Origin of the sequence: Pedobacter miscanthi, assembly GCF_003315595.1 — a bacterium.
GTDB lineage: Bacteria > Bacteroidota > Bacteroidia > Sphingobacteriales > Sphingobacteriaceae > Pedobacter > Pedobacter miscanthi.
Window position 1 is genome coordinate 358427 of the sequence record NZ_QNQU01000002.1, and the last position, 15194, is coordinate 373620.

11 protein-coding genes are annotated in these 15194 nt (G+C 42.3%); 2 read left to right on the forward strand and 9 right to left on the reverse strand.

Translation table 11 applies throughout. The features are described from left to right. Window positions 1-50: 50 nt before the first annotated feature. A complete protein-coding gene (locus tag DRW42_RS03520) occupies window positions 51-2687 on the reverse strand; it encodes an AAA family ATPase (protein WP_113947458.1) in 2637 nt (878 codons plus the stop codon). Window positions 2688-3051: 364 nt separating this feature from the next. On the opposite strand from DRW42_RS03520, the gene DRW42_RS03525 reads away from it, so the two are divergent. Beyond that, window positions 3052-3594, forward strand: a complete 543-nt coding sequence (locus DRW42_RS03525) for a DUF6934 family protein (protein ID WP_113947459.1) — start codon at window positions 3052-3054, stop codon at window positions 3592-3594. Between the two features lie 705 nt (window positions 3595-4299). On the opposite strand, the gene DRW42_RS03535 is transcribed toward DRW42_RS03525, so the two are convergent. The 3 genes from DRW42_RS03535 to DRW42_RS03545 form a co-directional block, all read right to left on the reverse strand. Next, on the reverse strand, window positions 4300-5208 hold the full coding sequence (locus DRW42_RS03535; RefSeq protein WP_113947461.1) for a hypothetical protein: 909 nt from the start codon (window positions 5206-5208) through the stop codon (window positions 4300-4302). Window positions 5209-5406: 198 nt separating this feature from the next. Further along, window positions 5407-7719, reverse strand: a complete 2313-nt coding sequence (locus tag DRW42_RS03540; protein WP_113947462.1) for an nSTAND3 domain-containing NTPase — start codon at window positions 7717-7719, stop codon at window positions 5407-5409. Window positions 7720-7842: 123 nt separating this feature from the next. Next, complete coding sequence (locus DRW42_RS03545) at window positions 7843-8334, reverse strand: Crp/Fnr family transcriptional regulator (RefSeq protein ID WP_147243662.1); 492 nt, start codon at window positions 8332-8334, stop codon at window positions 7843-7845. A gap of 282 nt (window positions 8335-8616) precedes the next feature. Here DRW42_RS03545 and DRW42_RS28670 point away from each other — a divergent pair, with 282 nt between their 5' ends. After that, a complete protein-coding gene (locus tag DRW42_RS28670) occupies window positions 8617-8766 on the forward strand; it encodes a hypothetical protein (protein ID WP_158544271.1) in 150 nt (49 codons plus the stop codon). Window positions 8767-9805: 1039 nt separating this feature from the next. Here the strand turns inward: DRW42_RS28670 and DRW42_RS03565 are convergent. The 5 genes from DRW42_RS03565 to DRW42_RS03590 all read right to left on the reverse strand — a co-directional run bounded on the left by DRW42_RS03565 (window position 9806) and on the right by DRW42_RS03590 (window position 15122). After that, the gene (locus tag DRW42_RS03565; protein WP_113947467.1) at window positions 9806-10273 is read right to left on the reverse strand and encodes an Lrp/AsnC family transcriptional regulator; all 468 of its coding nucleotides are present in this window, start codon (window positions 10271-10273) and stop codon (window positions 9806-9808) included. Window positions 10274-10986: 713 nt separating this feature from the next. Continuing rightward, window positions 10987-12726 carry a Kelch repeat-containing protein gene (locus tag DRW42_RS03575; protein ID WP_147243663.1) on the reverse strand — a complete coding sequence of 580 codons (1740 nt, stop codon included), beginning with the start codon at window positions 12724-12726 and terminating at the stop codon, window positions 10987-10989. Between the two features lie 184 nt (window positions 12727-12910). Beyond that, window positions 12911-13261, reverse strand: a complete 351-nt coding sequence (locus tag DRW42_RS29430) for a Rossmann-fold NAD(P)-binding domain-containing protein (protein WP_341866221.1) — start codon at window positions 13259-13261, stop codon at window positions 12911-12913. Then, complete coding sequence (locus DRW42_RS29435; RefSeq protein ID WP_341866222.1) at window positions 13258-13875, reverse strand: NAD-dependent epimerase/dehydratase family protein; 618 nt, start codon at window positions 13873-13875, stop codon at window positions 13258-13260. Before DRW42_RS29435 ends, DRW42_RS29430 begins: the two co-directional genes overlap by 4 nt. 368 nt (window positions 13876-14243) lie before the next feature. Next, window positions 14244-15122, reverse strand: coding sequence for a sigma-70 family RNA polymerase sigma factor (locus tag DRW42_RS03590; protein WP_158544272.1), 879 nt, complete (start codon window positions 15120-15122; stop codon window positions 14244-14246). Between the last annotated feature and the right edge of the window lie 72 nt (window positions 15123-15194).

Here is a 15194-nt window from a genome sequence, read left to right on the forward strand (position 1 = left end):
TTCGGAAAAGGTTTTCATTGAAATCTTTGACCCTATCCTTTAGCTGCTGATTATTGAGTATTTGTCTCACGTCTTAACCTGAATAGTTCTTCTTCTAATTTTGCTATCTGTTCTTGCCTGTTTATATTTTGTTTGAATCTTGCAAAATGCATTTCTTTAAGCCTCCTTTGAATCAGGGGTTCGCCAATCTGCTCAATAGTAATCAGAGATTTTGCTTCTGACCATCCATCAGGATCTTTAACCTTCGGATTCAAATAATCGGCAAGTTCACCAATGATTTTTTTAACATAATTACCCATAAATGCCTCCATAAAGAAGCTATTCGCCAACAGGTCATGGATGTTTGATCCAAAAGTGCGAATATGCTGATCTGTTTTGCCAAGGAAAAGAATATTGGTACTGGGAATGTCTGAAAGGATAAATGGGGAGTGTGTCACTATAAGAATGTTAATGGCAGCAATCCTATCCAAATTTATCCTTTCCAGATATAATAGCAAATAATTTATAAAATCCTGCTGCATTTCCGGATGGAAATAAAGTTCAATTTCATCAAAGATTATATTAACATATCGATAGGTTATTAAATCCTCCACTACACTGACCGAATTTAAATTATAAAGGTGGTAGATTAATGAGTTTATTGCATAAATACGCTGCTTTTCACCTGAACTTAGGTCGTCCAGGTCACTGCCATTATCGAGTATGATTTTTGGAACCAAAAAAGCTGGAGGAACTATTTGTATAGTATCGAGCTGTGAGTCCTGAGCACTTCCAATTGTTTTCTCAATTTCGCTGGAAAGTTCCTTTATCGAGACAGGCACGTTATCAGAAAGCCTATTTTCCGGTAAAAATGACCTTATATGATCATATTTAATAAAATTTATGGCCTGTCGTAGCTTATTGGTTATGTGGCTATAGTTACCAGACAGCTGATCAATAAACGTTGTATAATCCGAAAACTCGCCGGACTCAATGTCAAAACAGCCATAGCCGTAGCTTCTGGATATGTTGATCAGTTTTTGAAGGATATATCCAAACGCGTAATCTACCAGTGTATTCAAACGAGTAATATCTCGCGGTATGAGCCGATTATCCAAGTCAAACTTCTCACATACATAATCCAAGATCTCTAGGTAATATTCAGAAGCCCGGTCGAATCCTACTGTTATGGTTTCTGACAGGTTTGTTTTTTTTTTATAGCTATAAAGGTTCTTGAATTTCGCTTGGTTGAGTTTGTAGCTCACTGAGACTGCAGACGCCTTATCAGTAAGCTTTCTTAAGTCAAATTGCCCTTCTCCTTCTGTAAAGGGCAAAAGTAGATTGACCATCAGCCTTTGCCGGGTCAAAATCTGCTCTACATTCACGTCTATATTCCCTCTGTCCCGATATGGGTTCATTACAATGGGAACTTGATAGCCATCATTTTTTACAAAAAGAGACTTAATCCAACGACCGATGTTGGCACTGTTAAGCCCATAAAGGGAATAGTTTATTGCAATGGTATAAAAGAGTTGGCCAAGGTCAAATTGCTCAATCGGCACAATTGAGGGATTGAGAAAAGTATTATCTACCTGCTCGTACTTAAATATCCAGACATCACTGTTTATAAACCGGATACAGTAAAGAAAATCCCCTAAATAGTAGAGTTCAAGATTAAGTTCGGGAATCTTTTCAAGTTCCGTATATATATTTCCATGTGCTTCGGCAAGGACATTTATAGCCCTATAGATCAATTCGGTTAGGGTACTCTTGCCCCTCCCGTTCTTACCGACAATTGATGAAATATTTATCTTCATCTCCCTGGTCGAATAAAGTTGAACATCCAACTCAGGGCTATAGATGATGTTATTGAAATCAGTTAGATCAAATGCATTGTAAAATGTGTATGGTTTATCCACTTCGAGTACCTTGATAACCTCTTCCCTCAATCCAGTCATCGGTCTTACCCCGAGTAAACGGAAATTTCCGACTGGTCGGCTCATGTCCTTTTCAGAGTCCTTAATAGGCGTATGGAATTCAGGGTCAGTTTGCCCACTAGAAATTTCGTAAGCAACCTCGGCGACTTCCAGGAATGACATCTCCAGATTGTTCAGAATTGCCCAATAGTCTTTATAGCCTGCAGGTATCTTATCCATTTTACCTAGCTGGATCAGGTATCCAACCGTGTGTTTATCCAGTGGCAAAAAGTGTTCAGCGTCAATCCAAAATAAAAATATTGTAAACGAAACAGTATCCATCCCCCTGACATACTTCAGTTTGTCAAAGGTATCTTGGTCTAAAAACGACTGTCCAAATTTCATGACGTTTTCAAAAATTGACCATAGTGTCTCTTGAGTAGATTTATTTCTAACCGACATCAGATCTATGGTAATCGGTGTGGGACATCCAATGAAATCCACTTCGCTGTAAGCTTTTTTCATGAAAATACGGCAAAGATGGTTAATTCTTATCAATCTGTTTTCCAATTTGGCTTTAGATGAATTTAGGCTGGAAAATAGAATGACAGGATCAATATACTGATCGTCATAATTACTGTATTTATAAAACCATTGATTGCTCATCCGGAAACGCTCATCACCATCTAAGATTCTATATATTTCTGCGCCTGCTTCTCGTCCGTGCCTATTTCTAAATGCCGCAAATGCTTCGGCCAATTCGCGATAAACAATATTCCATTTTACTGCCATAGAGAGTCGTTTTTTTTATGTTTATTGGACCTGGCCCAATGGCGCTAAGATAGTAAACTTGTCAAACATGAGAGGAGATTTCATTCTAACACAATTAATAATCCTGGGAAAAATTAGCATGCTACATCCCACTATCTGCCAGAAATATGAAGAATAAGGATAAAAACACTAGCATATAATCAATAGCAGCTGTTGGGTTGCAACAGCATCCTTTTCAAATAAAAAATCCAGCGAAAAACACGACCCGCTTGTGCCTTCTGACAGCTAAAAGACAAACTTTTTGGCCGAAATCAATTTATTCTCTAAAAAATTTACACGGGTGCTCAGATTTTTATTTCTTTGTTAGTAACCGATATATTAGGGCATGCAGATTACCATCAATTTCGAACAGACTTATTCTGCAACTTTCATTTCTGAAGATTTGACCGAAATGACATTTGACTCTCCACAGCGCGATGGAAGTTCAACTAAAATACTGGTTAAAATTTCTAAACACCCTGATCCTTTGCTACCTGATGTATACAACCTAGGTTTTGGGCCACCGGATCTGAACGGCAGTTTTCTTGACGATGTCAGTTTACAGCATTTCGATATTAACAGGGTATTTTCCTCCGTGCTATTTTTAGCGCTTGTCTTTCTTGATACCAATAGTCACCTCACCATCGGTATCGATGGTTCAAATGACTTCAGGGCGAGGCTCTATCACCGGATGTTTAAGCATAATAGCATATACCTAGCTGAATACTTTACTGCCATTGGAGTGGATTGGTATGTGAGGATCTTCCGCAATGGCAACTACGAACAGTATGAAGATGGAACTCCTTTTGCTAAGCCACGGCCCGAACTGTTTGATTATGAAAGGGAAAACCGTGATCTTTATCGATATTATATGATCAAGCTAAAATAGGCATTGTATTTGTCCAACAAATTTATATTATATTTGTATTATGAATCAGCACATTCAAAACAAAATCCAGGATTTGAAAAAGGCGGCAGCAGTATCGAACAGCCCATCGACTTCAGCTTCACGGAGTACTAGAAATCAGGACAGCCTTGGCCAAGTCATCCGTACAAAAAATGACGCTGAGCAATTCATGTCTGAAATCAATGCAATCTCGAAGCGTTCAAAGTAATCCATCCAAGATATTAATTTAAACAAAATTGTTCTGTTGATGAATACGTGGTTCAAAAGATCGCACATTCTCAATTTGCTAGGAGCATTTACAGTTCCTGCAGATCGAGTAAAATGCACGGGTACTAATAATAATATACTATTAGTTCAACACAATTCCATCCACCTGTAGCAAGTTCAACCATTTCATCACAAAATTCCCCTCACCGACAATAGCAAAACACACCTTTCGGGTAGAACCAATGAGGTATAAATGTGTGGTGAGACAAACCCTGACGATTTGAGCCACGAATACTAATGTGGGGCAATAATTTATCAGGCCAATGTTTAGAACCAACGGTCAAACCTTACAGATTAAATGTTCCTAGTCGAGGAAGCTTGAGCGGTTCCGTCGGCATCGTACCAGAACAAAAACTACAGCAGGCGACGCTGGTGCCTTTAGTAGCACGACTAGAACGAAAGGTTTATGCAGGTGTTCTATTACACCAGCTTCCTATTGAAAAGTGCCCAGTAGTAGGTTTCTAGATCTTTTGCCGTAAGTTCAAATTTTTCCCATATTCCTCTGCAGTATGAACTGGTCGTTTTAACCAGCATTTCCAACCGTTTGATATCTTCTATGGCGGTATGCAGTTTGAGCTGGTAATACCAAAATTGCTTAGCGTTAAAGATCGTGGCGATCGGCTTCCCATTAGCCATATCGAAGTCCAGTATAGAAATCAGGAATTTTTTAACCTCCATCAGATCGTTGGGATTTCCCTTTGAAAATGTCTGAAAAAGTCCGTCCCGTTCCTTTAACCAGGATTGATGATCTCTATCTCCGTGCTTTTCATTCACCGTAACTGACACGTCGGTAGCGGCTTCAAATGCTTCCTTCATGCTCAAATTTACAGCGGAACTCATCGTGGCATCTTCCTTATGGAAACCTAGCAGGATTGGGAACATCCTTTCTTGTTCGCCCTTAACGACGGAAAGACTGTTGTACAGGTTATCAAAAGCCTGTATCCGCTTGACCCTGCCCTTCAGCCTGAAATTTTCAAAACCAACAAAAAATGCCTTGAAAGCGCTACTATAGGAAATCTCCCTGAAATTGTCCAGTGCTGAGCATAGCTTGACATAGAGGTTGAAGTTGGGAGGACTCCCTTTTAAGGTAATAAAACTCCCAAAGGTGCTTAGCGAGGATGACTGATCGTGAAGATACTTTTTAAAAATCAGGTAGTTCCTGCGCACCAGTTCCCTTATTGCCCGTCTTTCTCTAAACCTACTGATCGCCTTAACCAGTTCGTTTACGATAACACCCAAGCAAAATACTGCTAGCGAAACGATAATGGTCGCAGTGGGATTTTTGTCTATACCCAGATAGCTGGATAGCCATTCAATAAATTCATTCATTTTACTAAACAGAAGCTTTAAATGTATTAAACTCTAAACTACACACAATTTTAGAAAAAGTTACGCTCATAGGGTTGTTTGCTTTCATTGGAAAACTACTATTCCCGTTGTCACCTAATTAGGCTGTTTGGGTAGGACAAATTTTTCAATCATCACTCATATAAACTCTCTGTTACTCATCAATTGTCCTACGAAATTCTACCCATCTTCTTTATCCATTAGCCTTTCAAAAATCCTGGAGTTCTCATTATCCTGCTGAGATTTTTTCTTTTTCTGTTCTATCTTCAGATTATCCAGTTTGACCTTTTCCTCTTCAGGCATCTCTACCGCCAAGTCCTCTGATCTTTTTGCAAACACCTCTAGGCGCTGAGAGACATCTACATCAAGCTCTTTTTGTAGCAATGTCAGTCGGGTATTAACATAGCTCAAATCAGAGGGCTTGAAATCTGTCAACCCCGAACTGCAGGCCTGTTCTACAAAGCTCTGAAATCGTTCGTCTTCTTTTATATGCTGCGCAGCATTTGGAACCACTGCTTTCAACCTGACCAAAAGATCAAAATCCAGCATGTGATAAGCACCCTGCAGGTATGTCCTGATCAACTCTTCAGGCTTATAAATCAGATAGTTGTTCAGTTTTTCCACTGCGTCAACAAATGATGTACGCTCACTTAGCGAGTTTAGCCCGGTGGCAATTAAGCCGCTTAATTTTTCTGCCAGATAAAGCTGAAAAAGTTGATCAGGGAGCATTTCAAAAATCGATGGGTCACTCAGAATACTAATTTTACTAAACTGATCTTTATCGGTAATAAAGTAAGCAAATCCGGACTGGGTATCATATTGTGAAATTGCAGAAGAGGTTAGACTATCATAATCAGTCGTTACTTTTTCTCTGATTATCTTAGCTATATTTTGATCAATTTCTATCTTTCCAGTTTTGAAAAACCAAGATGGAGATTTTACTTTCTCTCCTTTAACAACATATATACCTCCAAGCTGATTGAAATAGAGTGCGGATTTGATTACATCGATCAAAACCGCAGTTTCGCGTCCCAGATATCCAGTAAGAAAATCTGAAATGGATGGATTGATAAAATTCACCACCACCTGCCCCTCCTGATCCTGTTGAGTTATAATAAAGCTATTATGCAGTTCACGTATTGCCTCTGAGTAGTTAAAAGGGTTGACCACAAACCCATAAGCGTTAAAGTGGTCTCTCGAAAACTTTTTGACGGCCTCTTCTAGGAAATCGTTATAGATAGGGGTTCCAGTTGTAGCTAAGATGGCAAGAATACACCTTGAAAGCATGGATATCTGGGTCTCATAAGCCTTTTGCCAGATACTCTCTGGATTTTCAAGGGCATTCAGAAATACAGCTCCAAATTCAGAGGGTAAAGTTTGCTCCCACAATTTATTTTCCACCACCGTTTCAATAATCCTTGGGTTATAATTGCGATGATTGATTAGTTTGAGATAATATTTTTTCTCCAATAGAGCCTCACAATGTGTACGAGGAAGATCGGAAAAGTAAAGGTGGTTCACCAAAATCTTAGCTTTGATCGTACTGGAATACTTATCCAGATCCAGCACGCATTTATTGAAATTAATGGAGTTATTTTCAAGTTCCTCGAATACTTCCTTTCCTTGGTTAAGAATATATTCTCTGGTGGTAAGGATAAGCACTTTGTCTTTGGCAGCAGCAATCTTGTGAACGAAACGTAAAAGTAGACTTCCTTCATTAATACTTGGTTTTAGCTTCAAAAAATTCTTGCCCAAAAAATCATCAAAGAAAAACACCTGTTTTCTGCCCTCTTTAAAATTACTCATCCCTTCACCTGTTGTACCAGAAATGAATACAAATTCTTGGTAACCATTGGAGAGCAAATAATAGGAAAGTACCCTGGCTAAAGTTGTTTTACCTATTCCAGGGATGCCTGAAATAACCACATAATTGCTTTTGTTGATAATTCCCAGCGCCTCTCTAAAGCTATCGTTCTCCACATACAGATTTACCATTTTTTTGATCTTGTCAATCTCAAATGCGCTCTGGTTAATAACCTTGCTTTGAATGATCTGCTCCAGTACTGCGGTGCTGGAAAGCCATAATTTATAATGTTGCTTTTCAATATTAGGATTATGGGTTAAAAGACTGTTGATATCCTTTCTTCCAAGGACATATTGCGCTGTAGGCATAAATTCCTTAAAGAACTGATATATCTGTTCCTTTTGATGCTTTAGCAAATCAACTGAAGTAGCCAGAATGTATTTGTCCGGCTTCTGCTTGTGCATGTTCTTCAACTCTTTGCCTAGTACTGCCCAGAGGTTATCAAAGGCTTTGTATCTCTTGCACTGTACAATTACACGCTCACCATTTTTAGTATATCGGAAATCTATACCACCATCTGCACCATCCGCGAAACTTTCAATAAAAATGCCTGGCCTGGTTTGTAGTAGATCACGAACCAGATTTTCAAATTCAGATGGTGAGAGGTTTAGAAAGTCGTAATTTAACATAAAGCTAATGTTACAAAAAAAATCTAAATCTTCAAGCCAATAGTCATTAAAAACGATGAGTAAATTTAAGAAGAGACTACGGCAATTTTTGCAAAAATGATGTTTCGGTAATAGGTCATAAACCTACCCATACCTCCTCAGACTATCATCCTTGATCCCTAAAAAACTGGCAATATCCCTCCGCTTGGCGATACCAAACAGTCCTTTGCTTTGCGTGATGAACTTCCTGAACCTCTCCGCTGCTTTCAATGTTAGCAGATCAGAGGCATGTGCCAGCCGCAATCCATCATAATAATCCCTGATCTTTTCCACCAGCACCGGCACTTCCCCAAACCCGTTGCGCAATTCCATAAATTTTTCATAACTGATCTCAATCAGCAACGCATCATCAATGAGCTCAATATCATTTATTGCCGTCCCTTGCGAAAAGAAACCCGGATAGGCGTACACAAAATCACCTTCCCCCCAGAACCAGCTCGTCCTTCCTATCCCAGCATCATAACTGGTTTCCTTCGCAAAACCCTTCAGGATATACCAAACCCTGGTCGGTTTCTGTCCCCTGTACAATAACAATTTCCCTTTTTCTTCATGGATAAACCCTAAGAGTGGTTTCATCAAGGCGATAAAACCAGGCGATATCGCATGGAAATGCAGCACCCTGTCAAGCATGTGCTGATAATATACATTGGAGAGCATAAATCGGTAGATGTCGGTTCTCCGGAACCATAAAAACCCTTTTCAACTGTGCCCGAAAAAGGGAACCGTTAAAGTTCCCTTTTCTGTATCCCGGTTTCCCCGGAGGATAAGAACGAAAGTTGGAAAGAATCGGTTAAAAACTAAACAATAATTTCTCAACTTCCAAAGTACTGCTCCAGCGACAATCCGTTTTTCACTATCATGAAAAATCGGTTCACAGAATTGCCCCAAAACATTAAAAGCAAGCATACCATACCGGGCAGTACCAGGCATAAAGACAAACAAACACTAATAATGGTGCTAAACAAACAGGAACCCGGTAAATACACCAGGCAAAAAAAGAAAAGATAAACATCATCTAAAAAACAGCTGGCCCCAAAAATAAAGCAGGGCACCTTTATCCAAAGCCTGCCCTGCTAATCATAACTATTCCTCTTTCTATGAAAAGTCCTTTTATCCCTCAAAAGGCAGCTCAGTTCCAATAAGGGTACAGGGCGTCACTAAAACCCTGTACCTTAAACCAAAATGGCCTCGCGCCACCTAAACTGATGCCACCTATGAAGAAAATATAGCCTCTTATCATCCAGGGCTTCAATACCCGGAAAAAAACCAATTTTAAAGCTTGATCGGCAATAATAAAACCACACCCCAAATCCCCATCAAGGACCAAAAAAGCACAGGCCCCGGTCAAGGGATACCTGTACCTGTTAAAACCACTGACGGGAGGTTCAGTTCCCCTGGCTCCGGCGATGCGAATAAAACAAATACGATGAAACATATTTTGCCGGGACCAGTTGCCCGGGCCTGGCTGGCGCTCCCTCCGACCAGGCCCGTGCTGCAATATTCCGAAATTATCAGCAATCCGTGACAGAGATGCAATCACTTCGGTAAATCGGGCTGTAAATCAGGGGCCGGACAATCAAATATTCTGTTGAAAGCTTTTGTAGCTTTAAAACAGCTAGTAAAATTTTGTTTGCCAGCGATTAGATTGAGAAGTTTTCTAGCGGCGACGCCTGGCCAGCGCAAAACGTAATAGTGGTTGAGCCCTACTGCCTGCATGATACTCTATAAAACGATCTTGTTCCCGACTGACTGCTACGCCACATTAATTCACGACCCTGCCCCTATGCGTCCATTTGCCACGCAGGGAGTAAAAGGTTCCGATATCGCTGCAGGAATACCACCACATGTGTATCCCGTAGTTTGCAGCCTCCTTGATCCTCCGCCGGCCCTTGTTCTTTATACGCATGTGCACAAAATACGCTACGCAGATTGGACCCGTTTACGGTTTACCATAATCAGCCTGCCCAACTTCCCACCCCTACCACAAATGCCTCAGCATCCGGCCCCCGACCAGGCAAAGAAAAAAATACACATGATCATCCCAGGATCAAAACGGCACTGCTGTTGAATGCTTGGCCTGCGCGAGTACCATTGAAGAGCTCACCTGCCCGATATTGGGCAACCTGTCCAGCTTCTGCCTCAAAAAGGCATTGTAACTCTGCAGGCTGCTGGTCACCACCTTCAATATAAAATCATCTTCACCCGTAGTATGGCAACATTCCAGTACCTCGGGATACGAGGCGACTGCTGCCTGGAACTCTTCCAAAGCTGCCCCGGAATGGTCCAGTAAACGGATGTGGACATAAGCCATCATACAATCTCGAAGTAGTTCATAATCCAGCAGGGCTACATAACCGCGGATATAGCCAAGCCGTTCGAGTCTTTTGATCCGCTCGATGATGGGCGATTTACTTTTGTGCAAGCGCCTGCCAATTTCGTTATAAGTCAGTCTTGCTTCCTTTTGCAGGAGCTTTAATATGGCAAGGTCGGTTTGGTCTGGATAATAGGATTCCATTATAGCTGATTTGGCTAGTTAAATTAATAAACATGTTCATCCGTTATAATGAGCAGCAATTATATTGTATTCGATCCCTTATTTGCAAATCCTATCCGGCCATGAGGCCAGGTAAAACCAGGTCATATAAAATTTAATTTCAACGGTTTTAAAACAGGTCGTCCGGCAGGAAATTTTATTCTGAAACATCATCATAAATCCGCCCAATTTACCAAAGATCAACATCCATATTTTTTGCTACTCAAAACTCCCCAGATTTGCACCAGAGAACAATCCGTAAGGCTGTAGCCATAAAGCCCGGATAAAGATTTTGGCTGGGTAGAAGCAGCCAGGTTTTAGTTTAGTAAGAGTAGTTATAATTAGTTGGAGCCGGTCTTTGCCCGGCTCCTTTTTTCCCTTTACCGGAATAACATTCAATAGCTAAACAAACTGCTTAGGACCAGAAACCAGGCCCTCACCAGGACAAAGAATAAAAACCTGACAAAAAAACTGTACACAAACTGATTAGGACCAGGAACCAGGCCCTCACCAGGCCAAAGAATGAAAAATCTGACAAAAAAACTGCACATAAAACCCTTGACCGCTTTGCCAGTCTACACAACAAAATTGCGGAACAGGGATCAGGATAGGTCTAGCACACATTTCTTCAACTAGCTACCGCATAAAGGGAATCTTTCCTGTATCCCCATTAAAAAGAGTGCTGGAATGCATTGTTATCTTATCAATAAGCGGTAAATATTGCTATTGGTCTGGTCTGTCGTATTGGGCACATGGCGGTCAACCCCCAGTCCAACATAAAGCTGGTCATTCATCGATAGCAAAAAACCACCCGTCTGGCTCGCCCAAGCCGTATAAAATCCTGGGGGACTTGCCGGGTTCCACTTATCAGCGGCTGTATCGTAAACTGCCGATAGCGATGAATAGATTACAGAATATTGGCCATCTCCTCCACCATACGCATATAACTTCCCTTTGTGGCTTGCCAGGTTCGGCAAAAACACCCCAACGCCCGGTACCCAGTTTTTCCTGACCAGCGTTTTACGTTCCATGTCTATCTGCGAAAACTCATTCCTGGTCACATCACCCGTCCCTAGCTGGTAAACGGTTTTGGAAATGAGCAGATACGCCTTTCCATCATTAATTATCGCCTGGTGTACCATGGTATCTTCATCATCAGGAAGGTCCATAAACTTCCTCCAGCTTTTATCCTCCGGATTGTACACGTCCATTTCATAACTGATAGTGCCACTTTTATACACGTTGACAATACAATACATCTTTCCCTGCTGGATAAAACAATCGCCAAATACCACGGTCCTGATTTTAAGCGGATCTGCGGTGCTGAACACCACATTTTTGGTCCACAAGCTGCTGGCAGGGTCAAACGACCAGATAACCTCTCTATACATAAACGGATACCTGTTGCCATCATTTTCTGTTGAGGGTGCAAAGTAAATGATCCCATTCAAATGCTGTGCGGCATGGTGGTTCGAAAGACGTGACTCCGGGGGAGCGGGAAGTTTTGTCCAGACCTTTGATATCGGGGACCATTTGTAGAACCTGGCATTGGAAGGAAGCCCCTGCTCTGACCATGGATTATAATAAGTGTAAAGTTCATTATTATAAACAAAGTAGTCGCCATAACTGTTATTGGCCACGGGATGGGATACCCTGTCAAACAATCCGCCATCAATAATGATAATTTCAGTTGTGGATACCAGTTTACCCTGGTCATAAAAATCAACCCTGGCCGGCCCTAATGATATGGTTTCAGGCACATCATATATCAGCTGGGTGAGTTCTGTCGGCATCAGGGAATTGGAGGTTTTACCAAGCGGGACTTCAGCACCGTTGATGGTTACCTTATAACGCCCAAAACTAAGCCCCTTTTTTGGGGTGAGGACGCAAAATGAATTATCGAAAGTACCATACTGCCCTTTTTCATAATTGATCAGCAGCTCACTTCCATAATTATTATCGATGGCCAGTCCACGCATCACATATTTATTGCGGACATGAAAATCTTCTATATCATGCCGGTAAATCTTGGAATAAACGCGTTTCCCCGCACTGTCCCTGTAATAGAGTTTATACCAGACCCGGTAATTGGGTATAGGGGCATCAAGTTTGATATAAGATACGTATCCGCCACTCAGTTTGGAGCCTGCAGCACTCTTGCCCTGATCGGATACCAAGGAAAGCGAATCGGTGTTATAGAAAATGCCTGTTTCGGTTTCCGGTACCAAAAGTTTATACTTCACAAAAATGCTGACCAGGTCGGTTGTCTGGGAATAAACCTCAGTTTCAAAAACCGGGGCGGCAACCGTATCGGTCGGTGATATCGGGCCGGGATCCGGATGATCCGCCTTTTTGCAGCCCATAATGTACAATATAAGCAATAAAAAAACCACCTGCGGAAAGCAGGGCTTAAAGAAAGAGCGTTTATTCATCATAAAAAAACAAGGTGCGTTAAATCCTGGTTTCCTAAAACCAAAAGCAGGATCTTCAAAGATTGGAAATTTATACAGACTTTTATTAAACCATTGACTTCGATCCTAAATCAGTGTAAGGAAAAAGTCTGGTGGCGCCATATAAAGACCCGGCAAAACACCCGGCAGAAAAACGGAAGGAAAAATATTATACGTTAGCAATCATACCCCGCCTGGCCAAATTCTCCAGCATATCCTCTACCATATCCTCCAGATCAAACCTCGCCATCCATCCCCAATCCGCCCTTGCGTCATGATCATCGATCGAATCCGGCCAACTGTCTGCAATCTGCTGCCTAAAGTCCGGAAGATAGTCCAGCCTGAACCCTTCGATATGCTTCCCTATTTCTTCTCCCAGCGCCTCGGGCGTAAAGCTCATTCCTGAAAGATTATAGGACGTCCTCACCTTTATTTTTTCCGCTGGAGCCTCCATCAGCTCCAGGGTTGCCCTGATTGCATCGGACATATACATCATCGGAAGGGCTGTTCCCGGCTTCAAAAAACAAAGGTAATTCCTTTCGCTAAGTGCTTTATGAAGATATCGACGGCATAATCCGTAGTCCCGCCACCGGGGGGCGATTTATAACTGATCAGCCCGGGGTAACGCAGGCTCCTGACATCCAATCCAAATTTATCAAAGTAATACTGGCACCAATATTCCCCTGCTGCCTTGCTGATCCCATATACCGTTGATGGCGTACTGGCATTGGCCTGGGGGCTGAGCAGCTTTGGCGCGTTGGGCCCGAATACAGCTATGCTGCTTGGCCAGAATACTTTTTGCATGCCACATTTCACCGCTACATCCAACACGTTTAGCAGGCCGTCCATATTCAGCTGCCAGGCTACAGCTGGTTCTTTCTCGCCATTAGCCGAAAGCATAGCTGCGAGCAGGTAGATTTGGGTGAAGCCTTCTTCCCCGCAGAGCATCAATAACGCAGATTTGTTAAGCACATCCAGTTTCACATAAGGATGCATTTCCCCTGAAACCTTAGTGCGTTCCCTGATATCCGCAGCCACCACCTGATCACGTCCATATTTTGTCCTTAATGCCCCGGTTAGCTCTGATCCGATCTGCCCGCAGGCGCCGATCAATAATATCTTGGTCTTTTTCATATCGTCCTATAACCAGTGTACATCATCATCCCGCAGTTCATCTTTCCCTTTTGGCAATCTTTTTTTTCGCAGGATGAGCCCTGCCGATAGCGCCAGGACGAAGAGCACCCCGCCATGGACCATGATGTCATTAGTCATTATTTTATTGTTGTTTTATATTGCTTTTACGTTTGGTAAAAAACGCTAACCATAAATAGCTAAGTTTTAATCCCAAAATCTGAATTGTGATTTTCATGTCCCATTTCTTTTCCGATGTCTGATATCTGTCCGGTGCGTGCTTCCAAAAAAAAGGTCCTCTAAGGGATAAGAGCCTAACCCAGAAAAACAGCGCAAGAATGAGCACGCTGTCCAGCGCCACATCCCATACATCAGCCATTCATGATCCTGCCTGCACTGACCAGTTCCCTTAACTTTTTGATTGCCCCTTTCTCGATCTGCTTGATCCTTTCCGATGTAAGCCCGCAGTTGTCTGCAATAACCCCATAACTGGCTTCCATCGGGCAGTTGATCCCATAAAGTCCTTCGATCACCTTCCTTTCTTTTATATTTAAGGCGGCAAGTAGCCTTCCTGTTAGCAGTGCGCGGTCATTGATATCCGAAAGGTAATCCGTTGGCATCACGCTTTCATCCTCAATTATATCGCAAAGTTGCCGCTCACCCATATCCATGCCATGGGGCTGGTAGATGGAGAGCGGTATACGGTCCAGGTTCAACTGTTCAGCCAACTGCCGCACGGGAACATCCGCAGCTTCTGCCAGTTCTTCAACTGTCGCGGCGCGTTCCAGGTGCTGCTCCAGCTCGCCCATCTTCTGCTGGGCTACGGTGATATTGCGCACCTGGTTCATCGGCAGCCGCACCATCCTGGAATACTCACCAAGCGCGAGCAGCATGGCCTGCCTGATCCAGTAAACGGCATAACTGATGAATTTGAAACCCAAGGTTTCATCAAACTTTCCGGCAGCCGTAATCAATCCCAAGTTCCCTTCATTGATCAAATCCCCTAAAGGCAGTCCCATATGTTCGTACTTTTTAGCACAACTCACCACAAACCTCAGGTTTCCCCTTACCAGCCGCTCTACCGCGGAACGATCCCCTTCCCTGATACGCTTGCAAAGCAATACCTCTTCCTCTTCACTGAGCAGGTCGATCTTTGCCAGATCAGCAAAATACAGGTTAAGTGAATGAAATTCACGAGTGGTAAAAGATACGTCGATGCGCAGGGCTTTCATTCCCGGGTTCTTGCTCATAAATCTGTTTGTACCCTGCGGGTCGGATCGCAAAGTGCTGGTTAGGTGGCCGTAAAATTGAAAAGTTCCTTC

Bases quoted from the DNA above. Each gene is read 5' to 3' on its own strand.
- DRW42_RS03565 (WP_113947467.1), bottom strand. From the start codon at position 10,273: ATGGAATCCTATTATCCAGACCAAACCGACCTTGCCATATTAAAGCTC.
- DRW42_RS03545 (WP_147243662.1), bottom strand. From the start codon at position 8,334: ATGAAACCACTCTTAGGGTTTATCCATGAAGAAAAAGGGAAATTGTTA.
- DRW42_RS03590 (WP_158544272.1), bottom strand. From the start codon at position 15,122: ATGAGCAAGAACCCGGGAATGAAAGCCCTGCGCATCGACGTATCTTTT.
- DRW42_RS29435 (WP_341866222.1), bottom strand. From the start codon at position 13,875: ATGAAAAAGACCAAGATATTATTGATCGGCGCCTGCGGGCAGATCGGA.
- DRW42_RS03520 (WP_113947458.1), bottom strand. From the start codon at position 2,687: ATGGCAGTAAAATGGAATATTGTTTATCGCGAATTGGCCGAAGCATTT.
- DRW42_RS03535 (WP_113947461.1), bottom strand. From the start codon at position 5,208: ATGAATGAATTTATTGAATGGCTATCCAGCTATCTGGGTATAGACAAA.
- DRW42_RS28670 (WP_158544271.1), top strand. From the start codon at position 8,617: ATGAAAAATCGGTTCACAGAATTGCCCCAAAACATTAAAAGCAAGCAT.
- DRW42_RS03540 (WP_113947462.1), bottom strand. From the start codon at position 7,719: ATGTTAAATTACGACTTTCTAAACCTCTCACCATCTGAATTTGAAAAT.
- DRW42_RS03575 (WP_147243663.1), bottom strand. From the start codon at position 12,726: ATGATGAATAAACGCTCTTTCTTTAAGCCCTGCTTTCCGCAGGTGGTT.
- DRW42_RS03525 (WP_113947459.1), top strand. From the start codon at position 3,052: ATGCAGATTACCATCAATTTCGAACAGACTTATTCTGCAACTTTCATT.